Genomic DNA, 21827 nt, shown 5'->3' on the forward strand with positions numbered 1-21827 from the left:
GCTACCGCTTCCCCATGATATGGATCGCATCGGGCATTATGCTTAGGCCCACCGGATGGTCCACACCCCATTTCTCCGTGGTATGCACCAGCCAACGTCGATCGTTTTCCATCACGACGATTTCATAGTGCACCCCTTTGAAGACCACTGATTTGATATCTCCCCGCAGGTGGGCATCCGTCGCTTCTGTGATCCGCAGATCCTCGGGTCTGATCACGACGTCCACCGCTTCGAGTGGCTTAAAACCTCGGTCGACACACTGGAAGCCTTGACCGGCGAACTCAACGTAGTAGTCTTTGACCATCACGCCATCGATCAGATTGGATTCGCCGATGAAATCCGCGACGAAGGCATTTTCCGGCTCATTGTATATATCCGTGGGCGATCCGATCTGCTGGATCTTCCCCTTTTCCATCACGATGATTTTGTCGGACATCGTGAGGGCTTCCTCTTGATCGTGGGTCACATAAATGAAGGTGATCCCCAGTTCCTGTTGCATCGTCTTGAGCTCCATCTGCATTTCCTTACGCAGTTTCAGATCCAGCGCACCCAATGGCTCATCGAGCAGCAGTACCTTCGGTTCGTTGACCAGCGCCCTGGCGATGGCGATACGCTGCTGTTGCCCGCCGCTAAGTTGGGTGGTCTTTCTTTTTTCGTAACCCGATAGATTCACGAGCGCTAGCATCCGCTCTACTTTCTCTCGAATCGTCTTTTCATCAAACTTTTTGATGCGTAAGCCGAAGGCAATATTCTCAAAGACATTCAGGTGTGGAAACAGAGCATACCGCTGGAACACCGTATTGATCTGACGCTCGTAAGGGGGAAGCGTGGTCAACTCTTCGCCCGCAAAAGTCACGTTGCCCTCGTCAGGCATGATAAAGCCTCCGAGGATTCTCAATGTGGTCGTTTTTCCACAACCGCTTGGGCCGAGCAGGGTGATGAACTCGCTCTCCTCCACCTCGAAGCTTACATTCTCGAGGACGGTCTGCTCATCGTAGCTCTTGACTAGATTGCTTATTTTCAAAAGTGCCATGTATATGCCTCCTAAAAATTAGGTGGTGTTGCGACCATCAGAACTTTTGTGCTTCGTTTGCTCTCGTTGATCAGGGTATGATCGCGATCGGTCAGATAATAGAAGGTTTCTCCCTGTTTCGCACGAATCTTGCGATCGCCATACTTCAACACGACCTCACCACTGAGCACATAACCGAATTCTTCTCCCGCGTGGGCATTGTCTTCGTAAAAAGATCCACCCGGTTCGATCGTCAATAGAATGGGCTCCATGCTGTTCTTCTGCGCGTTGGGTACAATCCACTCCACTTTGTACTTCAGGTTCTCATCGTAGCTTTCGAAGAAGTCCTTATCTCCAAAGGCAATCTTTTCATCATCGTCATCGTCATCGAAGAACTCTTTGAGATTTGTCCCGAGGCTCTCGAGGATATCCACGAGACTCGTGATCGAAGGGGATGTCATCTCCCTCTCCACCTGGGAGATAAACCCCTTGGATAGTTCGCAACGACTGGCCAGCTCCTCTTGGGTCAAACCATTCTCTTGTCTGAGACGTCGGATTTTTTCGCCAATTTTCAAATGTTTCACCTCGCTTGTGTAGATATACTAAACTTTCAACTTGATTTATTATATCAGCATGAGGTGAAAATGCAATAAAAAACAGGAGAAAATATCTCCTATTTTTTGTGAGTCAACGCTCGTCGTTACTACCCAATTTTTCGATCAGGGCCACGGTTTCCTTCATCGAGTATCCCGCGGTCACCCTGGCAATGGCACGGACCATCTCTTCGTACAGCTCAGGTTTCGTGGCGAGTAGCGCGACCACGCGCTGGAGTTCGTTTTCTTCCTCCACAGCGATTGCCATTCCCCTGCTCGTCAGGTACAAGAGATTCTCCGTCTCTTGGCCTGGGATCGCATAGGGAATGATCATCGGCAGCCTCCTGTAGAGGGCCTCTGTCGTTGTCAGTCCACCCGGTTTTGTGACGATCAGATGATGAGCATCCATCAGCTCCCGGACATTCGTGACAAATCCCAGGATCTCCGCCTCATCGGACGGATAGATTTTTTCCAAATGTGCCTTTAACTTCTCGTTTTTCCCGCACACCACCGTCAACTTCAGCGGCTGCGGTGCTTTGACCAGCACATCCAGGGCATCCTCAATCCCGTCGATGCCCATGCTCCCGCCCATGATCAGAATGGATAGTGCCTCCATCGATGGTAAGGCGCGCTCAGGAGGAGATGCTGCAAACTCCTGGGGCACCGGAATCCCCAAAGCGTGTACTTTCTCGGGTGGAACGCCCTTTTTCATCAGCGAGAGCGATGTGTAGGAACTCCCCGTAATGTAGTGGTCCACCTCACCGTGAATATAGGCATAATGGGCTTTGAAATCCGTCACGATCGACACGAAGGGAGTATTGATTTCTCCCGACGCCTTCAGATTCGCGACAAGACCCACGACAAAGGGATGTGTTGATATGATCACCTGGGGCTCGTGGGTCTGGATATAACCCCTTAGACGTCTCTTCAACATCCTGAGCGTGCGTTTGCCCAGGAGTCGGTTAAAAGCCTTGATATCAAAGGTTTCGTAGATCAATCCGTAGAGTACAGGGAATTTGGTCGCCAGTATCTCGTAACCATCGCCCACCAGGATGTCTAGAATCTTGTATGTATCCTTTAGGAAATCAATCTTTTCAACAGTGTGTCCTCTTTCCAGAAGGCACTGCTCCAGCGCAGTGGCCGCCGCATTGTGACCGGCACCGGTTGATGCCGAGATAATAAGTGCACGCATTCCAATCCCTCCTCTGATCACTACTTAGGAATTCTTACCCCAACAAAAGAGAAAAACCCGCATTAATCGCGGGTTTTTAAGAATTGTAGATATCCTTCGATATAATTCACTTCGCTCATTTCCAGAAAACAATGATGTAGAATGGTCTCTTTTACCAACCCCATGAGCATCGAGGCGGCCAAGGGAACCTGGTCTGCCTTCAGTTGGAAGGCGCCGCAAGCGATGCCCTCTTCGATCACCCCACAGAGCCAATCAAACCGTTCGCGGTAAAGCGCATTCAGTAGGTCCAGGAAGGCGTCGGGGGCATCGCGCAACTCCCCGGTGACCAAACGGTGGATCCACCGTTTCCGCTCGTCCACTCGCGTTTCAAAGAGATAGAACCTGCGCAGTTGATCCTCTGGATCTGTCGCGTGATCGAGCTCTCGGTCTAGGGCCTGTAACTGCCGATCGATGCTGTATCGAATAGCGGCGGAGAACAGTTCCTCCTTCGACTGAAAGTACTCGTAGATGGTTCCCTTGCCCACCCCCGCCTCACTTGCGACTTCTTTCATTCTCGTACCGTGAAAGCCCGCGTCAAAAAATCGGGACACGGCAGCTTCAAGAATCATATCCTTTGTCGTCATGAGGAGCGTTCCTTATTGAAGACCGTATAAAGCACCGGCGTGTAAACTAGGGTCAAGAGGGTGGACAACAAGAGCCCGCCGATCACGACCGTAGCCAGTGGGGCCGAAGCTTCGGTTCCCTCACCGATCCCCAGCGCAAGGGGAAAGAGCCCAAGTACTGTGGTGAACGTGGTCATGAGGATCGGTCTGAGCCGGGTGGGACCCGCTTCTTTGATCGCCTCAAGGACCGTCAGCCCTTTTTCTCGACGCAAGGTATTGGCGTAATCTACCAGGACGATTCCGTTGTTTACTACGATTCCCGCCAGCATGATCACACCGATTAATGCGGGAAGACTGATGTAACGTCCGGTCAAGAACAGTCCAATCGCTCCGCCCGATACCGCCAGCGGCACACTGAAGATGATCAAAAAGGGGTTCAGAAGCGATTCGAACTGGGCGGCCATGACCATGTACACCAGTAAGATGGCGATGATCAGTGCCAAGACCAAAGACTCGAAGGATTCCGCGAGTTCTTCGGACTGGCCCCCCACATCGTAGGAATAGCCCGTGGGCCAAGGATAGGCAGCCAGCTTTTCCTCGATATCCACCGTCACGGAGCCCAGATCCCGATCGAAGAGATCAGATCCCACGGTGATGGTACGCACCTGGTTGCTCCTTTGGATGGAATCGGGACCCTTTTGATAGGTGAAATCCGCCAGGTAGTGAAGGGGTAGTGATACGCCCATGGGACTGTCGATCCGGATATTCTTAAGATCTTCGATCCGCTGGGTTTCATCTAAGGACTCGATCACGATATCGATCTCGCCACCCTCGCGTTTGTAAGTCCCGGCGGTGGTTCCCTGTACCCGGGATTTTGCAGCATTGGCCACCGTCAGGGGCGTCAGACCATACTGTGCCGCCAAATCATCCCGCACGTGGATCGTCAGCTCTTCGCTGGTCGTCCTATAATCCGAGGTGACCTCTCGCGTACCAGGCACCTCTTTGACCAGGGTCATCACGTCTTCCGATATCGATTCTAAGATGGCCAGGTCGTCACCTTTCAGGGCGATGCTGATCGGCGAGCCACCCATACCACCGAACCCCTGTGTTTGTGTCGCTGTCACAGCAATTTCCACACCAGGCAAATCCGATACGCGTTGGCGGATGTCATCGGCAATGGCCAAAACACCTCGTTCGCGTTCGGAGAGCGCCACGAGAAGGATATCAATCGAAGCGTTGTTCGATCCGCTGTCGCTCACGATCATATTCCCGCCTGGGCCTACGGTAACGAACATATCCTCTACCTCTTCGATGGGTGCCAATCGTTCGATGACCTGGGTGGTCACCTGATCGGTTTCATCGAGAATCGTACCATCGGGTAGTGTGATGGAAACGGTGATCCGCCCCTCGTCCATGAAGGGGAGGAACTCGCTACCCAACGTAGCTACCATACCGATGGAACTGACGAAGATACCCAGGGCAACCAAGATGGTGGTGACCTTGTGCTTGAGTGCTTTCGAAAGGAGCCACTTGTACCCTGATTCCAGACGGTTATAAAACCGTTCGAAGTACTTGAAACGCTTTTTTTCCAGGGCCTCGTGGTCCACGTGGAGCAGCTTCGATGAGAGCATCGGTACCACCGTGAGGGAGACAGCCAAAGAAGCCAGCAGAGCGAAGGTTACCGTCAGCGCCAGCTCGGTGAAGATCAGGGAGGTAACCCCTTCAACATAGATGATTGGCAGGAAGACGGCGACCGTCGTGAGCGTCGAGGCGGTAACCGCCATGGCGACCTCGCTCGTTCCTTTGTCCGCGGCCTCTTCACGACTGTAGCCCAAGGTCCGGTAGCGGAAGATATTCTCGAGCACGACGATGGCATTATCCACCAGCATCCCGATGCCCAGGGAAAGCCCCCCCAGCGTCATGAGGTTCAGGGTCAGGTTCCCGTTGAACATCAAAAAGAATGTGGCGATGACCGAAATCGGTATGCTGATGGCGATGATCAGAGTGGTTCGGACGTTCTCAAGAAAGAGGTACAGGATCAAGACGGCCAGCAGACCACCGATCAAACCGCTGGTGGCCACATTGGAGATGGCCGTCTTGATGTACTGGGACTGATCAAAGATCGTGACGATCTCTACCCCATCCACTTCCGCGCGAATTCTCTCGAGCTCTAGGTTCACCGCATCGGCCACGCGCACCGTATTGGCGTCCGACTGCTTGCTGATGGTCATCTGGATGCTGTCCCGTCCGTTGAGGCGTGCGAAGGCATCGCGATTGTCGTCAACAAGCTCGACTTCCGCCACATCCTCCAGTGTGATCAGCTGACCGCCCGGCAGTCGCAGGACCGTGCCGGCGATCTCTCGTACGCTCTCGTACTCCCCGATGAAGCGCAGGGTCAGCTTTTTGGTGCCCCGTGTGATCTGACCTCCAGGGAGATTGATATTATGGGTGCGTAGTGAGGTGATCAATTGGTCCGTCGTGAGGCCGTAACCATTCATGGCCTCTTCGTCCGGCGTGATCGATACTTTTTTCTCAAAACCGCCGGCCAAGTCCACCGAAGCTACCCCTGGGATCCGCTCGAAACGCGATTGAATCTTATCCTCGGCGATCAACTGTGCTTGTTCGATGCCCTCTGGGCTGTTGATGCTGAAGAAAAAGATCGGCATGGCGTTCGGATCGATTTTGAAAACCGCGGGCTCTGATACATCTTCCGGTAAAAAGCCCGACACCCGGTCGATCTGCTCGCGCACATCAAGGGCAGCGCCCTCCATATCCTGTGCGAAATCATACTGCAGGATGATCAGGGAGCTTCCTTCCGCAGAAATGGAGTTCAGCTGCTCGAGACCCCCGACGGTAGATAGCGCCCGCTCCAGGGGACGAGTGACCATGGATTCGACTTCGGCCGGTCCCACACCCGGATACTGGGTGGAGACGACGGCCACGGGAATCTCTATGTTCGGGTAGAGATCAAGGTTCAGTTGCGTAAGCGAAACCATCCCGAGTAGGACCACGATCAGGATGATCATGCTCACTGCGACGGGACGTTGGATGGAGACCTTGGAGATCTTCACCGGTCGGCCCCCCTCACGATGGCCACCGGCTCACCCGCATCGATGAAGTTCTGGCCCTTCGTGATGACCAGGTCCTCTACAGCTAACCCGGAGATCACTTCGATGACCTCCCCATCGTCCATGCGCGTCTCGACCCGCACCTTAACGGCCTGATCCTTGCGCACTACGTAGACGAAGGCCCCCTCATCATCGGATAAAAGTGCATCGATGGGAATGAGCAGTGCATCCTGCTTGCGATTGGTGTACAGCGTCACGCGTGCGTTCATCCCTGTCTTCAACCCGGAGGGCATATTGTTCAGGGCGATCTGCACGGGGTACAATCCCGTCTGTGGATCGGCGAGATCTGTCACCTTGCGGACGCGACCACTTGTATTGAGCTCCAGCGCGGGAAAATCAATCTCCACGGGATCGGTCAGGTTGAGTGTGGGTAGGATATTTTCCGTTACAGCAATTTTAATGATCAGGTTTTGTGTGTTGACGAAAGTAATCTGATGCTGACTCGTGGCCAGCGAGGATTCTGTGAGGGTCATCCGCAGGATCTGCCCGCTGATCGGCGCCTTGATCACCAGATCCTCCTGCATGCTCCGCGCATTTTCGTACTGCACACGCGCTTGGTTGAGCTGAGATCTAGCGAGGGACAGCTTTGTGTCGGAGGCCTGGAGCGCAGCATTGTCGAGCTGCGCCTGGCTGATGCTCCCCGCTTCATAGAGGGCCAGGTTCTTTTCATAAGTCTCTTTGGCCAGCGCCAAGTTTTCCGACGTGTTTTCAAAATTCTTCAGTGCCGTTTGGTAAGCGGCCTGTGCGCTCTCGATGTTATCGAGAAGCATATCACCATTGAGCTCTGCAATGACCTCTCCCTCTTTGACATAATCGCCTTCAGAGAAGTGAAGTGCCTGGACAGCCCCTGCACCGCTGATCTGGGGGAAAATCGTCACTGTGTTCTCGTAGGTGAGTTCGCCGTAAAAACGGTACCGCTCGGCTAGGTTCTCTTCCACGGGTCTCGACACTTCAACAGGCGTTTCAGCGGTTACCGTTTGCTCCACCGGCTCTTCGCTTGCACAGGCTGTCGTGAGCAGTGCTAGGCCCAGGATACCTGTAACTATCAATCTTTTCATGTGTCCTCCTTATATCGTGCGGCCACGGACCGCTTCCTTTTTGGAAAGCACCCGACCGACCGGTCGGTTCTCACTCTATTTTAAAACGACCCCTTCAGAAATACAAGTAAAATCGCCTGAAAGGGCACGAGTGTTTCCATCCCTTACGCTCTTTTCCCACCTTGCCTCTCCTCTGGGCGTACATAGGCGCGGGCATCATCCCAACGGGGCATGCCCTCTTTCAGCAGCACAAGCGGTTGAAGGGTAGCAGCAATCAGACACGACGCTAACCATCGACCGAAAGGTACCGCTCGCCGGCCCATCGGATACCCATGGCGCCCAGTGGTGCCGTGATCACGATCGAAAGAACGGCGATCGCCAGAATCAGTTCCCCAGCGGGAACCCCCAGGGACAAGGGAATCGCCCCGATGGCCGCCTGAACGGTCGCCTTGGGTAGGTAGGCCAGGGTGGCAAAGTATTTTTCTCCCCTGCTTAAGGAAGTGCCCCGCAGGCTGATCCAGACACCGATGGACCGGGCGACGAGACCACCGGCGAGTAGGACCACGCCGACGCCGCCGGCATGCCAGGCCACGGTCACATCCACCTGGGAACCCACCAGGATGAAGAGCAAGATCTCGGCTAGGACCCAGATTCTATTGAACTTGTGGGAGAGGCGCACGGCAAGCTGAGGGTAATACTCGAGAAGTACGAAACCGATGGTCATGACACCCAGGAGACTGGCGATCGGCAAGACCCCGGACAATAGGTTTTCAAGCTCTTTCAAGAGGAGCGCAACCCCGAGTAAAATGAGCACCTTCTTCGTATCCCGGATGTGGTTCCGTTTGAACAGAAAGACCATAAAGGCGCCCAAGGCGGCCCCGATCAAAATCCCCAGTAGGATGGACAGGGGTATTTCGAGGACCTGAACGAGGGGATTCACGCGATTTCCGACGTAGAGACCTGAAAAAAGTGTGAAAAAAGTAATCGCCACCACATCATCCACTGATGCGCCGGCCAGCACCATGGTCGGCACCCCCTGTTTCTCCCCTTTTCTCGCTTCAATGAATCCCAGCATTTGGGGAACCACCACCGCTGGCGAAACAGCTGCCACGATGAAGCCCAACATGCCCGCCTCATAAAAACTCAGATCGAAAAGGTACATGCCGAGTCCGATCAATGTGCCTCCCTCGAGGAGGCCGGGAATGAAACTCATGCGTAGCGCAGGCTTCCCCACTCTGTTGAGCGTATCTCTCCTCAGGCCCAGTCCTGCTCGAAGCAAGATGATGATCAGCGCGATGAGGCGCAGGTCGGAAGAGATCGCCAGTAGGTCGGGACTCATGAAATCGAACCCATGGGGGCCCAGGAGAACGCCCAATAACAACATGCCGAGCAGGCCGGGCAGCCGCAACTTCTCGAACAACCAATTGGCCAATAGACCCAGAATCAACATGAGACTAAAACTGAAGGTCATCGGATCACCCCCATCAGGAAGACCCATCCGACGGATGGGTCCAGTGGATGCCTATTGGTAAACATCTGCGATCAATTGATCTACCATGTCAATCAACTGTCCGATCTCAGGCTTGCTCATCTGACCATCCGCACCGACGGAGTCACCCTTGTGCTTCAGGTCCCCGGTGATCAGCGAGGAAAAGATCAAAACGGGTAGTTTTCGCATGATCGGATGCTCCTTCACACGACGCGTGAGGGTGTGCCCATCCATCTCGGGCATCTCGATATCGGTGATCAACAGCTGCACTTCCTCGAGGAAGTGATCCTTGCGTCTTTCCACGACGCCCATCAAGTAGTCTAGGGCTTCCTGCCCATCATCAAAGAACTTCAGACGCTTGAAACCAGCCTTGGTCAGCGTATCTTTCAGCAGGCGACGGATCATCGGTGAATCGTCGGCCAAGACAATCCGCAGGTTTGCCCTGCTCACGTCTTCACTCACATCGATGTCATCGACATTGATCCCCGAAGAAGGGGCGATCTCCGTCACGATGCGTTCGAAATCGAGGAGCATGAGAATCTGGTTGTTCAGATTGATATTGCCGATCACAAGACCCGAGGCTGTGATCTCATCGGGTTTCTTCAGTTCAGACCATTTCACACGCGTGATCCCCAGCACTTGGTCGATGGCAAAAGCCACCTTGAGCTGGTTGAACTCACAGATCAACGCCATCGACTTCTCGACCTTCGGATTCTTCTTTCCGTCGAGCACGTGGCTCATATCGATTACCGTCATCACGTCACCGCGTACGAGAGAGACACCCGGGACGGATGCGTGGGCATTGGGTACTTTCGAGATGTTATTGATGTGCAGGATTTCTTTCACCTTGATCACGTTGATGGCGTAGTGTGACCCGTTGACGGTGAAATGGAGGATCTCCACTTCACCAGTTCCCGATTCCAGTAAGATGCTCTTGTCTCTTTCCATACATTCAGCCTCCCGCTAATCCACTTTTATCCTATTATACCGCATGTGGTCGGGGGACACTAGGAAATCAATAAGAAAAACCGGAGCAGCTGCTCCGGTTTCATCTTAAATCAGATTCATTTCTTTTCCGATCTTTTCGAAAGTCTCTACAGCGCGGTCCAGCAAGTCTTTCGTATGACCGGCTGTCACCATACAGCGCACGCGTCCCGTACCCCGCGCCACTGTAGGGAACACGATGGGGGATACGTAGACTCCCGCTTCGAGCAGGGCGTTGGAAAAGGCCACTGTCTTGGCTTCTTCACCGATCATCACCGGTGTGATCGGCGTCTCGCTCTCACCCGTATCAAATCCCAGGGCCCCCAACTTCTCTTTGAAGTAGCGAGCATTATCCCAGAGTCTGTCCGTGTACTCCGTGCTTTCCGTCAGCAGGTCCACCGCCGCAATGATCGATGCCACTGCCGCGGGTGGCAGGGCCGTCGAAAAGAGAAGCGGACGACCACGGTGCAACAGCCATTCTTTCATGACTTTCTTACCAGCGACGTAACCACCGATGACCCCGATCGCTTTGGAGAGGGTTCCAATGGAAAAATCCACACGTCCGTGAAGGCCGAAGTGATCCACTGTTCCGCGCCCACTTTCACCCAGAACACCCGATCCGTGGGCATCATCCACATACGTCATACAGTCATAGGCCTCTGCCAGATCAACAATCTCCGGCAGCCTGGCAACGTCGCCATCCATGCTGAAGACACCGTCGGTGATGATGAGGCAGTTCTTGTACTTTGAGCGCCGCTCTTCGAGAACAGCTTTTAGATCTTCCATATCGCTGTGCTTGAACACGGCACGATCGGCCTTCGACAGGCGCACACCATCGATGATACTCGCATGGTTCAGCTCGTCCGAGATGATTAGATCTCCTTTTGAGGTGATTGCCTGGATTACACCCGCATTGCAGTTAAAACCCGACTGGAATGCGATAACGGCTTCTTCTCTTTTAAAGGCCGCCAGTTTTTCCTCCAGTTTTTCGTGAAGGTCCATATTTCCAATGATCGTGCGTACGGCGCCAGCCCCCACACCGTGGGTTTTGACCGCTTCAATGGCCGCTTCTTTCAAAGCTGGGTGATTGGCAAACCCAAGGTAATTATTCGATGATAGGTTGATCACTTTTTTTCCGTTTAGGATTACTTCTGCTTCATTTGCACCCTCGAGGATAGGTAGTGTTCGGTACACGCCCTGGTCTTTCAGTGCCTGTACTTCATCCTTCAAGTATTGCAGTTCATGAATCGATGACATGCTAGCATGACCTCCTTACAAAAAATATGAAACCCCTTGGAACCATACAAAAGAGAATAAGTGAGAGATTCGAGGCAAATATAGGAGTTGACCCTTTTGTATGGCCCACGGGGAGTCAAACGTTTTCCGGTTCCATCCCTATTATAGCGCGTCGGTGTCCATTTTTCAAAAATGATTTTTTGACATTTTTGAAACGAACGCACGAGCCCAAAGAATCGTCTCCTCTAGAACAGGATGATTCATCTCGGCCAATCGGTCGAGCCACCCGATCAACCGGGGGTCCTGCGACGCCACCGCCGAAATCAGGAGATTCCGTTTGATCGTACTTGCCCCCACCCAGGCAAAGGCGTGGTGGCCGTAGGCCTCTTGAAAGGTTCGATTGCTCATAAAGAGCACTTCTTCTGGATCTAGAAGACCCAAATCGGGCCCGGCGACCGGATCGGGATTCGACTGGTCATTGTAGGGACACACCTGCTGACAGGTGTCGCACCCGTAGACCCGCCCGTCGAATAGCATGCGTTCCTCCTCCGTCAGCCCCCGTTTCTTCTGCGTGAGGTAAGCGATGCATCGCGTCACACGGTACCCGTGCGCTTTCGATAAGGCTTGGGAAGGACAGGCTCCGAGGCAGCGCGTACAATCACCACATCCTTCTTCAACCTGCTCTGGCACTTCTCCAGAGAGATCTTTCGACAATAGAATCAGGCCGATGAAGCAGCGGGTACCGTATTGGGGATGAATCAGGAAACGATTTTTACCGAAGAAGCCGAGACCCGCCTCGTGCGCCAGGTGGCGGTCTACCAAGGGACCCGTATCCACCTGGATGATCCCTTCTAATCCGGGGTGACCTTCCGTCAGTTCCTCCAGCTTCTCTTCGAGACGGCGGCGGACGATCGCGTGATAGTCCCCACCGTATGCTGAGGCACTGACCCGATAGGGGACGCCCCGTTCTTCCACCAGCTTGGGTAGATCGTAGGGCAAGACAGCCACCAAGATGCTCTTGACGCCGGGCATCACATCCCTGGGATCAACACGCTCTTCTGCCAGTGGAACAAAGGGCGTCTTTTCCTTCTCCAGTCGAGCGAGCAACTCGTCGTAGCGACGCGCCGGTACAATCCGAGCGTCCATAGCATCACCCCCGTACTCTGGCGGCCCGAAGCCGTTCGATCTCTTCAGCATAGCCGGGAACTTCGTTTGGCGTCTCCAGATAGAAGGGCAGATGCGTTAACTTCGGATGGTTGATGATCCTGAAGAGCGTCTCTTCCCCCAGCTCACCTTCTCCTAGCTTCGCATGTTGGTCTTTCTCAGAGCCAAAGGGCTTCTTACTGTCGTTCAGGTGGATGGCGCGGAGACGGTCCAACCCGAGGATCCGATCGAAGGTATCGAGCACGCCATCTAGGTCTTCTACGACGTCGTAACCAGCCGCGTAGACATGGCAGGTGTCCAGGCAGACCCCTATTCGTTCGTCTCCGCCCAGGCCGTCGATGATCGCCCGGACTTCTTCGAATGAGCGACCGATCTCCGTGCCTTTTCCGCTCATGGTCTCGAGGAGTATAGTCGTCTCACCAAGGCTGTCCATCAGGGATCCAAGGATGGATACGATCCACTCTGTGCCCTTCTCCACGCCCTGACCGGTATGTGAACCGGGATGGAAATTGTACAAGGCCGCAGGTAGTCTGGACATCCGCTCCAGATCGTCGGCCATCATTTCACGACCGAAATCACGAACGGATGACTTCTCGCTGGCCAGATTGAGGGTATAGGGGGCATGCGCCAAAAGGGGGCCAAAGTCATGGTCCTTCATTAACTGTGCTGCCCGCTTGATATCATCCATATCGAGCGCCTTCGCCTTCCCCCCACGTGGGTTCCGAGTGAAAAATTGAAAGGTGTTCGCATTGATGGAGATGGCCTCTTTGACCGCCTTCTCGTACCCTCTGGCCATCGATAGATGAGGCCCTAGGATCATAGGATTACCCCGTTCATCATCTCAATGGTCTTGATCATCTGGAACAGGGTACGGTTGACGGGCACATCGATGCCATGTCGCTCGGCGATGGCCATGAGCTCGCCCGCGAACATCTCGACCTCTGTCTTTCTACCCGCCAAAACGTCCTGACACATGCTGGTCATCTTATCATCCCCAAGGGTGTGCATAATCTCTACGAAAGCATCGATATCCGATGCATCGAGCGAAACACCCTCGGCTCTAGCCACCTGGATGACTTCCTGCATCGTGTCGCGCATAAGCTCCATGGCATACGGCGAGATTTTGAAAACGCGATAGGGTGCTCTCAGGACAGCCGAAGGTTGGTTGATCCCCACGTTGACCATGAACTTCCACCACAGTGTGTGCCACATATCTTCCGGTGTCACCACATGGATACCCGCCTCTTCCAACACACGGGCTACGTCCAAGACGCGCGGGGTTTTCTCCCCGGTCTTCTCCCCGAAATGGATAGAACCATTTCGCGTGAAACTCACGCGGTTATGCTCCCTGAGGGCATCGATCTGTATGCACGTGGCGTAGAGCATCCGATCCATCCCGTAGACGGCTCCAATCCGTTCCTCGCTTGTGATGCCGTTGAGCAGGGGCATGATCAGGGTATTCTCTCCCACATGGTGACGAATCTGTCGGATCACTTGATCCAGGTGATGGTATTTGACTGCGATCAGGATTAAATCGGGATCCCCCGTTTCCTCCTCGCTCACATAGTGAAAATCGTACCGCTTTCCATTGATATAAAAACCCTCTTCTTCGTACCTCTGCTTGCGCTCTTCGTCAACGATCACCGTGAAGCGGTCGCCCAAGGCGTCGTGCAGTTTCGTCGCGTAGGCCAAACCGATTGCCCCGAGTCCAATCATGCTGATTCTCTCCATTTTCATCGCATTTTCCCCTTTCTTGTGTCTTCAGTATACGCAGGTTCTTGCCATTTGAAAAGCTCGACCGTCTCTAGAAAAAAACACCCATCAGTTGATAGGTGCTTGCCTATTGCTATTTGGTCGGAATGATCAGGTTGGCGGTGAAGTACTTCTTGGTGTCTTCCCGCTGGACCTGCTTGTCGGCCAAAAAGTCACCTACCAGTTTGTTGACGGCCTGTTCCAGTTCGCGGGCTTCTTCTTGCGTGAGGAATACCTCTGCATTGTAAGCGATTTTCTTCGGTGGATCCTTCTTTTCCGCTTTTTCCACACTAGCGTAAAAATCCTTAGCGATCCGTTCGAACAGTGCAATGCTCGCACTCTTCAGAGAAGCACTCAACGTCTCGTCTTCCGGATTCATCACACTACTGTCGATGATGAAATTCTTTGCGACGGGAGCGTAATACTTCTCTACGATCCCGAGTTTGACCACTTCTTCCACCAACTCGAGGATGCCCACCTTCACGAGCGTCTTGATGTGGTAGTTCACCTTTGCGTGGGGTTCTCCCATGCGCTCCGACACCTGCTTGGCTGTTGCCGGTTGGTTTTGAAAAGCATCTAGCACCTCCAGGCGATACACCTGGCTGATGGCTTTGATTTGCTCGAGTTCCCTTAGTACATGGAGATCTTTCATATGGACGACACCCTTCTCTTATTTCATGGCAATCAATAATGTATTAAAAAATTTTTATATATTTATTATATAGGGCGGACAGTCGTCCGTCAACTTTTCCGATTAGACCTCCATGATGAAAAAGGTCACATCATCATCCAGCTTCTCCTTCTTGCTATCGACCAAACGCTGCAGGGCATCAAAATAATCCTGAGCAGGCTGATCCGCGAACTTCTTAGAGAACTGCATCAGTTCATCCAGATCAAACAGTTCGTTTTTCTCCACATCGATCAACCCGTCCGTGTAGAAGAGCACCTTGTCACCCGCTTCAAGCTGAACAGTGACCGAAGTGTACTCCGGCACGAAGTATTCCCCGAACTTCATGATCGGAAACCCCCTCGACTGATCGAGCAACTCAAGTTTGCCGGTCTTTCGAATGAGGATCGGGTGGCAGTTCATCCCTCCAGAGGCGTATTTGAGGAGCCCCGTTCTCGTGTTATAGGAGGCGATCAGCACCACGAGATGCATCTCGTCGGGGAAGTTCGACTGGTTGAAGACCTCGTAGAAGTGGTCCAGATTCTTGTGGGGCTTCAGCCCCCGGTACCTTTTGATCAGTCGTTCGGAAGACGTGATGTTATTTGCAGTGAACATGGTCATGAGGGCGGCGGAGATGCCGTGACCAGAGACATCCAAAAGGTACATGCCGATGTGCTCCTCGTCAATTTTGTAGATATCGTAGAAGTCACCACTCAATCGCTCGCAGGGATAATAATCCGAATAAAAACGTGCATGATCGTAAGCGAGGTAGTGGCTTGGTAGCAGGGACTGTTGGATCATTTTCGCATTCTCAATTTCTTTCAGGAGCTTTTCGTTCGCCCGTCTGACCTCGCGAGTTTTATTCTGTACCACTCGGTTCAAGCGGTCGACGTACATTTTGATCTGTGCCTCGGCATCTTGCTGCCCATCCTTGTCCCTGAATACCTCCAACTCATAGTATCCGACGATATACATCACCAAGGCGGCAATGATCAGGAGTAGTTGGATAAGCTGTACGGCCTGAGGGTAGTAGGTGCTTCTCAGGGCGAACAAAAGGCTACCCCCAAAGAGAATTGTGCCCACCATCATGCGGTCGTGACCCGATCTATTGGCGACGAGATCATCACGGTACTGGGATAAGAAAAGCCCCGCGACCAACACGACGTTGAGGACCTTGGCAGAAAGGTCGACGATCCCCGATACTTCGCCCTCATAGAGATTCCCCACCCTGATGACCACCAGAATCATGAAGAGGATGAAGATGGCGCTGATACCCATGACCGACAAAACCCTGAGGCCCTTGGTCGTTGTACGCTCCCAACCGGCGAGTGATGCGAGGAGCAAGGAGAGGAGCAAGAGGAAGGAACCTAGGGTTTCAAGGAAATAAACAACCGTCGCTTGCCGCATGAAGAGAGCCGTCACCTCAAGACTGACCACAGCTAAGATCCCGAGGATCAAGAGGCGGTAGTGCATCTTCTCCTTGGTGTTGGAGAGAAAAAAGAGGGTGTGTCCGAGGAGCACGAGCGTAATGATCTCTATGGTCTTGACCAGATTGATGACATTGATGGTGCGAAATTCTGATATCCATCCTTCGAGTATCGCATCAACGGCACCGAATAAGATCAGTGCCAACAGAACGACAGCCGCGGCCAGGTATTCTGGTATCCGGTGGTGTCCATTCGGCTGATTTCTCACGGCTGTCCCCCCTTTCTGCTATCAACAATGATCGCCGATGAACTCTTTTAGAATCGACGTGCTCGGCACCAGGCAATTGGCTTCGATAGAAGTGAAGTACCCGATAAATTTCAGAAGCCTGTTTGCCTCTGCATAAGCTGGATCCCCGATGGGAATCTTAGAGAGAAGTGGTTCGACGTGCTTCTTCAAGACGGCCAGCTCATAGGGAAGTGCTGAGTTGAAGATGGCATCTGCATCCTCTTGGAAGGGAAAGATATTCCGTTCCTCGCCCCTGCGTACAGAGTGCCACATGCCGATGGTATGTTGGACATCGTAACCTCTAAATTGGTGATCGCGCACGATCCGCCGGATCAACCGGTTGTCTGTGGTCGGTATCCGGTTGTGCTCGTCGATATTCAACTGCGTCAGGGCGCTGATGTATATTTTGAACTTGTCTTCTTTAGGGATTTGATCCGTCAACCTTTCGTTTAGGCCGTGGATCCCCTCGATGATGATCGGTTGTTTCTCACTGATTTTCAACGTCCGTCCATCGTACTCCCTCAGACCCGTCTTGAAATTAAAACGGGGCATCGGCACTTCTTCGCCCCGTAGCAGAGCGGCGAGGTCACGATTGAAAGTCATGGTGTCGAGCGCGTCGATTGACTCGAAATCAAATTCCCCGTACTCGTCCCGCGGGGTCAATTCGCGATCGACAAAATAGTCATCCGTTGATATGGCCACGGGATGGAGACCGTTAACACGAAGCTGCACACGCAATCGGTCGGCAAAGGTCGTCTTGCCCGATGACGACGGACCCGCGATCAAGATGAGCTTCTTCCCCAGCGCCGTGATCTCATCGGCAATGTGAACGATTTTTTTATCGTGTAGCGCTTCTGCCACGTTGATCAGTTCACGGGTTCCCCCTTTGAGGATGATCTCGTTGAGACTCGACACCACGCTCACCCCGAGGATCTCTCCCCATTGCTCGCTTTCTCTGAAGATTCGGGCCATCTGGTAGGCTGGTGTGTAAGATGGTAAGGCCATCGGGCTCTCCACGGTGGGGTGTCTGAGAATTACACCGCCATCGAAGGGGGTCAGTTCAAAGAGCGACAGATACCCAGTGCTCGGTACCATGTATCCATAGAAGTAGTTCTTGAATCCCTCCATTTCATAGAGATTCAGATAGCCCTCTTGCCGATAGTTGAGAAGGGGGATCTTACTGCTCATGTTCTGTTCGGTGAAGATCCTTCTCACTTCTTCGAGGGCATATTGTTCTTTCTTAAAGGCTAGATCACGGGCGATCATATCTCGCATTTTTTTCTCGAGGTTCTGCACCGTCTGCTCGGACACCGTCATCTGATCGAAGGCGCAGAAAAGCCCTTTTGCTAGGGAGTGCTCGATGCGAACCCGAGCGTAGGGGTTCAGCTCGAATAATGCTTTGATCAGTAGGAAGGAAAGCGAACGTTGGTAAATCCGGATTCCATCTAGGTGCGCAAGCGTCACCCACTGAATACTTGCATCGGGGGCCGGTGTTTCGGTCAGTTCTTCCAACACACCATCGACCAGCGCGGCAACAATCAAAGGGGCGTCCTCCCCCTGGATGCGATCGGCACGATCGGCCAAAGTCTCTAGACTCTTCAAAACATCAACCTCCTCATTCTACAGGGCCCCATTTTTCAAAGGGGTACAGTTTAAAGAAGACCTCACCCTCCAGTTGGATCTCTTCGATGGGACCGATCATGGGGTTACGAGAGTCTAAGCTGTGTAACCGGTTATCTCCCATCACGAATAGCTCGTCGGGTGCCAGTTCAATCTCAATATCCCCAAGGGTGAAGGCCTCCTCAGGCAAGTAGGGTTCGTCGATCCGGCGCTTGTTCACGTGCACCATCCCTTCGCTGATCTCGATCCGATCTCCCCCCACAGCGATCACCCGCTTGATCAGGTGCTTCCTCTGTCCCATTTCGTCGGTGAGAGCGGTGGTGAAGACGACCAGGTCGCCGCGTTGGGGTGGTCGGTTCCGGTAGGCCCAACGGTTGATCACCAAGTAATCATTCGGTTCGAAGGTTGGCTGCATCGATTCCCCACGCACAAGCGTGGGTTGTACGAAGACCGTGATCGTCACGGCCAGTACGCCAGCCAGCACAAAAGTCTTCAGCCAGTCCCAAAGCAGAGAACCGCGGTGTCTGTTCACAACGTTTCCTCCTCCAACAGTTCAAGGAGATAATTATTGATTTTATTGTATTTGTACTTTTCAATACGAATATCCATTTTGTGAAAACAATCAATCAGATCATCGATCACATCATAAGGGTTGCCGTAAATCTTGTAGATCTCATTGACCCCCACGCCTTCGAAGCCGTGACCGATCAACGAGCGGTGCCGTAGGTCAACTAGCCCCTCCATTCGATCACCATTGAGCATCTTCAGAATCTCCATGGCCTTCACGTCGTTCGCACGGTACTTCTCGAAATACTGGGTAATCGCATAGGTCAAGTTCCCATTGTAGATCTTGTACTTTTTACGTAACGTCTTCAGAATCGAGCGCTTGTGAAAAGCTTCCATATGAAGCGAAAAACGCTTCCGATCAATATGGTCTTTAACGAACAAGTACTTGAGAATGGCTTCCTTGGATCGATAGACCCTACCCAGATAATCAATGTATTCCTCGTTCTCCAGTTGAATCGCCAGGTTGTCGACGAGCTCTGAGAAAACCGCATCGGGTACGCCCTCGATCAGTTCGTTGATGTTCTTGATCATCTCCGTGACGAACTGGTCTTCCTTTCGCTCCTCGCTCAGTTCGTAGAAGCGACTACGGGCCGCATGAAAGTCGAAATTGATGGCATAATGGAGACCATCGACAAAAAGACCCAGGTCACTTTCTTCCTGCCCCACCTGCTCGAGCACTTCGAGGCTTCCGCCGTAATCATAGCGTTCGATGAGCTTAGCGACCACCTCTTTCGACAGTTTCATAGGACATCTCCGAGATAGGCCCGAACCTGGGCTCGGAAAGGTTCAGAGATGTATTCATAACGCTGGTCCCCCACCACCAGGGCATAGGCTTCTAACAACTGTCCTTCCGCCCTGCGGCCTCCACCGTATTTTTGATCGCCCACGAGGGGATGACCGATATGAGAGAAGCTGGCGCGGATCTGGTGGGTGCGTCCGGTCAAGAGTTCTACCTCGAGGAGGCTGTACCGATCGGCCGAGGCCAGCGGACGGTAGCGCGTGTGGACTTCTTTTCCATCCCTGCCCGGTCGAGTGTGGATCGTGGTTTTGTTTGAGGCTTCATCGCGGCGCATGTAGCCGTGGATCTCCCCCGGGTCTTTGACCTCGCCGTAGACGAGAGCCAGATAGTATTTCTCAATCGCCCGCTCGCGCATGAGAGCATTGAACTTTTTCAAGGCTTCATAGGTCTTCGCAAAGAGGACCAGGCCGCTCGTGTTAAAATCCAAGCGTTGGACCGGTGCAGGCTTAAAGGTTCGCGTTGCATGATCGCGGAGGTAGAAAAGCACCTTCGTAGCCAGCGTATCCTTGTATTCATCCCGCGTGGGGTGGGTCAAGAGACCGCTCGGTTTGTGGACAATCAAGATTTCCTCGTCCTCGTGAACGATGGTGAGTCCCACATCTTCAGGTTTCACCAGGGGTTTTTCTTCGATCAACGCTTCAAAGGATTCATCTGCCAAGTATACGGTCAGGAGATCCCCCTCCTCAAGGAAATCATCCTCCTTGGCACGTACACCGTTGATTTTGAACAATTTTTTACGTATCAGCTTGTATACATTCGCACGTGATGAAGCATTGAATAATTTAAGCAGGTACCGATCGAGACGTTGTCCCGCCGCGTCCTTTTCAATCGTGATGGTTCTCAAGTTGATCATCCCATTTCTGTTTGCAGGTTCGTGTAAGTATCGAGTATCTCGAAGCCTAAGGTCTCATAGAGACCTAAGGCGGGTTCATTATCTCCATAGACAAAGAGGAGGGGCTCTTTCTCGCGTCGCTGCACCTCGGCCACCAGTTCGCTGGTGGTCATTCTTCCCAGACCGCGTCCTCTGTAATCTGGGGTCACGTAAATACCGCCGAGGAGACAGAAATCTAGCGCCTCATGTTCAATCATACCCTGGGCTACAATTCGTCCCTTGTCCCTCAAACAGAGCAGATCTCGGGTCTCAAGCGCTCTCTCGCGCAACCGCATCAACTCATTGACGGATAAAAAATTTCGTTCGAAGGCTTTTTCCGCTTCTAGGAAAAACAACTGGTCCCCGTTGATCAGACCTTCATCACCCGGCCATAGGCCCACGATCGCTGGTCCCCGGTAGGCCATCAGATGATTGTCCCGCGGATGATGGGAGATGAGCGTTTTGCCCAGCAAACCCACGAGTGGCATGATCGATTCCTTCGGTCCTCGGATCACATGTGGCATCTTTTGCCTGATCAGACGGAAAAGATCCACCTTGCCGAAGATCTGTTCATCTGCGATCACACATTGCATCGCACCGCTATCTGCGAATCGGAATACACCGGTTAGGTCTTCACCGGAGAAATGACCGTAGAGTTCTCGGAACCCATGGCGATCGATGCTCCTGACCAAGGGAATCACGCGATATCGATTGTCGGATAAAAAGGTGATGAGCGCTTGTCGGTCATCGACGCGAAGCCTTCGGATCATGGCAAAAAACTCCTTTTCCAATGTATACCTATATTATAGCAAAAAAACATAGTGTACCGTACGATGGTCGATACTGTAAAGTTTTTTTAATTCAAAGTCCGCCGTGCCTGTGGTATGCTAATATCATGGAGATGATAGAATGGAAAGAATAAAAGATTTTATATCGGATATCAGCGATTTGCTCATCGCGCTACTGCTCATTGCCGTGATCACCACGACGATCATCTGGAAGGTCACGGATTCTCTGGATGTCAATATCGTGAAACCCAAGGCTTCTGTGTCGGTAGAGGCACTCACCGAGGAGTTCGAAGAAACTGAGGTCGTGGATATTTCCACTGCAAAGCCCCTTCCCGATGGTACCGAGGAGGGCGACGTACCGCCCCAGGAGACAGGTTACCGTGAGCTGACCATCGAAATTGTCAGCGGTAGCACCGGCTATGGCATTGCCAAACAGCTGAGGGACACCGGTTTGATCGCCGATGTCAACGAATTTGTCAAAAGGGTAGAGGCTTTGGGCCTCGGCGCCAAGCTCCGATCAGGAACCTTCACGTTGAATACATCCATGAGCAACGACGAAATCATCAAAAAAATATCCGGTCAGTAGAAGCAAAGGGAAGTCCATCACCGTGGG

20 protein-coding genes are annotated in these 21827 nt (G+C 52.8%); 1 reads left to right on the top strand and 19 read right to left on the bottom strand.

The features are described from left to right. Window position 1 precedes the first annotated feature (1 nt). The 19 genes from potA to ACULM0_RS06570 form a co-directional block, all read right to left on the bottom strand. Complete coding sequence (gene potA / locus ACULM0_RS06480) at window positions 2–1033, bottom strand: spermidine/putrescine ABC transporter ATP-binding protein (RefSeq protein WP_463679613.1); 1032 nt, start codon at window positions 1031–1033, stop codon at window positions 2–4. Window positions 1034–1044: 11 nt separating this feature from the next. Continuing rightward, the gene (locus ACULM0_RS06485; protein ID WP_463679614.1) at window positions 1045–1587 is read right to left on the bottom strand and encodes a helix-turn-helix domain-containing protein; all 543 of its coding nucleotides are present in this window, start codon (window positions 1585–1587) and stop codon (window positions 1045–1047) included. 112 nt (window positions 1588–1699) lie between these two features. Then, window positions 1700–2797, bottom strand: a complete 1098-nt coding sequence (locus ACULM0_RS06490) for an MGDG synthase family glycosyltransferase (protein WP_463679615.1) — start codon at window positions 2795–2797, stop codon at window positions 1700–1702. Window positions 2798–2859: 62 nt separating this feature from the next. Beyond that, a complete protein-coding gene (locus tag ACULM0_RS06495; RefSeq protein WP_463679616.1) occupies window positions 2860–3420 on the bottom strand; it encodes a TetR/AcrR family transcriptional regulator in 561 nt (186 codons plus the stop codon). Then, entirely contained in the window at window positions 3417–6470 is a 3054-nt protein-coding gene (locus ACULM0_RS06500) for an efflux RND transporter permease subunit (protein ID WP_463679617.1), read from the bottom strand. The genes ACULM0_RS06495 and ACULM0_RS06500 overlap by 4 nt, the downstream gene beginning before the upstream one ends. Next, on the bottom strand, window positions 6467–7585 hold the full coding sequence (locus ACULM0_RS06505) for an efflux RND transporter periplasmic adaptor subunit (protein WP_463679618.1): 1119 nt from the start codon (window positions 7583–7585) through the stop codon (window positions 6467–6469). Before ACULM0_RS06505 ends, ACULM0_RS06500 begins: the two co-directional genes overlap by 4 nt. A 265-nt stretch (window positions 7586–7850) precedes the next feature. Next, window positions 7851–9035: a cation:proton antiporter domain-containing protein gene (locus ACULM0_RS06510; RefSeq protein ID WP_463679619.1), complete on the bottom strand. Its 1185-nt coding sequence runs from the start codon at window positions 9033–9035 to the stop codon at window positions 7851–7853. A gap of 51 nt (window positions 9036–9086) precedes the next feature. Continuing rightward, entirely contained in the window at window positions 9087–10001 is a 915-nt protein-coding gene (locus ACULM0_RS06515; protein WP_463679620.1) for a chemotaxis protein, read from the bottom strand. 105 nt (window positions 10002–10106) lie between these two features. Then, window positions 10107–11294, bottom strand: a complete 1188-nt coding sequence (locus tag ACULM0_RS06520; protein ID WP_463679621.1) for a glycine C-acetyltransferase — start codon at window positions 11292–11294, stop codon at window positions 10107–10109. A gap of 165 nt (window positions 11295–11459) precedes the next feature. After that, window positions 11460–12470 (bottom strand): tRNA epoxyqueuosine(34) reductase QueG, encoded by a 1011-nt coding sequence (gene queG, locus ACULM0_RS06525; protein WP_463679622.1) that lies wholly within the window; start codon window positions 12468–12470, stop codon window positions 11460–11462. After that, window positions 12424–13257 (bottom strand): deoxyribonuclease IV, encoded by an 834-nt coding sequence (locus ACULM0_RS06530; RefSeq protein WP_463679623.1) that lies wholly within the window; start codon window positions 13255–13257, stop codon window positions 12424–12426. Before ACULM0_RS06530 ends, queG begins: the two co-directional genes overlap by 47 nt. Then, window positions 13254–14174, bottom strand: a complete 921-nt coding sequence (locus ACULM0_RS06535) for a ketopantoate reductase family protein (protein WP_463679624.1) — start codon at window positions 14172–14174, stop codon at window positions 13254–13256. Before ACULM0_RS06535 ends, ACULM0_RS06530 begins: the two co-directional genes overlap by 4 nt. Window positions 14175–14283: 109 nt before the next feature. Beyond that, window positions 14284–14841 carry an ArsR/SmtB family transcription factor gene (locus ACULM0_RS06540; RefSeq protein ID WP_463679625.1) on the bottom strand — a complete coding sequence of 186 codons (558 nt, stop codon included), beginning with the start codon at window positions 14839–14841 and terminating at the stop codon, window positions 14284–14286. A 102-nt stretch (window positions 14842–14943) separates the two neighbouring features. Beyond that, a complete protein-coding gene (locus tag ACULM0_RS06545) occupies window positions 14944–16551 on the bottom strand; it encodes a PP2C family protein-serine/threonine phosphatase (protein WP_463679626.1) in 1608 nt (535 codons plus the stop codon). A gap of 21 nt (window positions 16552–16572) precedes the next feature. Next, window positions 16573–18171: a uridine kinase family protein gene (locus ACULM0_RS06550; protein WP_463679627.1), complete on the bottom strand. Its 1599-nt coding sequence runs from the start codon at window positions 18169–18171 to the stop codon at window positions 16573–16575. 13 nt (window positions 18172–18184) lie between these two features. Continuing rightward, window positions 18185–18721: a signal peptidase I gene (gene lepB, locus ACULM0_RS06555; RefSeq protein ID WP_463679628.1), complete on the bottom strand. Its 537-nt coding sequence runs from the start codon at window positions 18719–18721 to the stop codon at window positions 18185–18187. Further along, window positions 18718–19500 carry a hypothetical protein gene (locus ACULM0_RS06560; protein WP_463679629.1) on the bottom strand — a complete coding sequence of 261 codons (783 nt, stop codon included), beginning with the start codon at window positions 19498–19500 and terminating at the stop codon, window positions 18718–18720. The genes lepB and ACULM0_RS06560 overlap by 4 nt, the downstream gene beginning before the upstream one ends. Then, window positions 19497–20399, bottom strand: coding sequence for an RluA family pseudouridine synthase (locus ACULM0_RS06565; protein ID WP_463679630.1), 903 nt, complete (start codon window positions 20397–20399; stop codon window positions 19497–19499). The genes ACULM0_RS06560 and ACULM0_RS06565 overlap by 4 nt, the downstream gene beginning before the upstream one ends. A gap of 5 nt (window positions 20400–20404) precedes the next feature. Further along, window positions 20405–21196, bottom strand: a complete 792-nt coding sequence (locus ACULM0_RS06570; RefSeq protein WP_463679631.1) for a GNAT family N-acetyltransferase — start codon at window positions 21194–21196, stop codon at window positions 20405–20407. 139 nt (window positions 21197–21335) lie between these two features. Between ACULM0_RS06570 and ACULM0_RS06575 the strand changes: the two genes are divergently transcribed. Continuing rightward, on the top strand, window positions 21336–21800 hold the full coding sequence (locus tag ACULM0_RS06575) for a hypothetical protein (protein ID WP_463679632.1): 465 nt from the start codon (window positions 21336–21338) through the stop codon (window positions 21798–21800). Window positions 21801–21827 lie beyond the last annotated feature (27 nt).

This window comes from Halotolerantifilum yawarlongkerapense, from assembly GCF_054506745.1.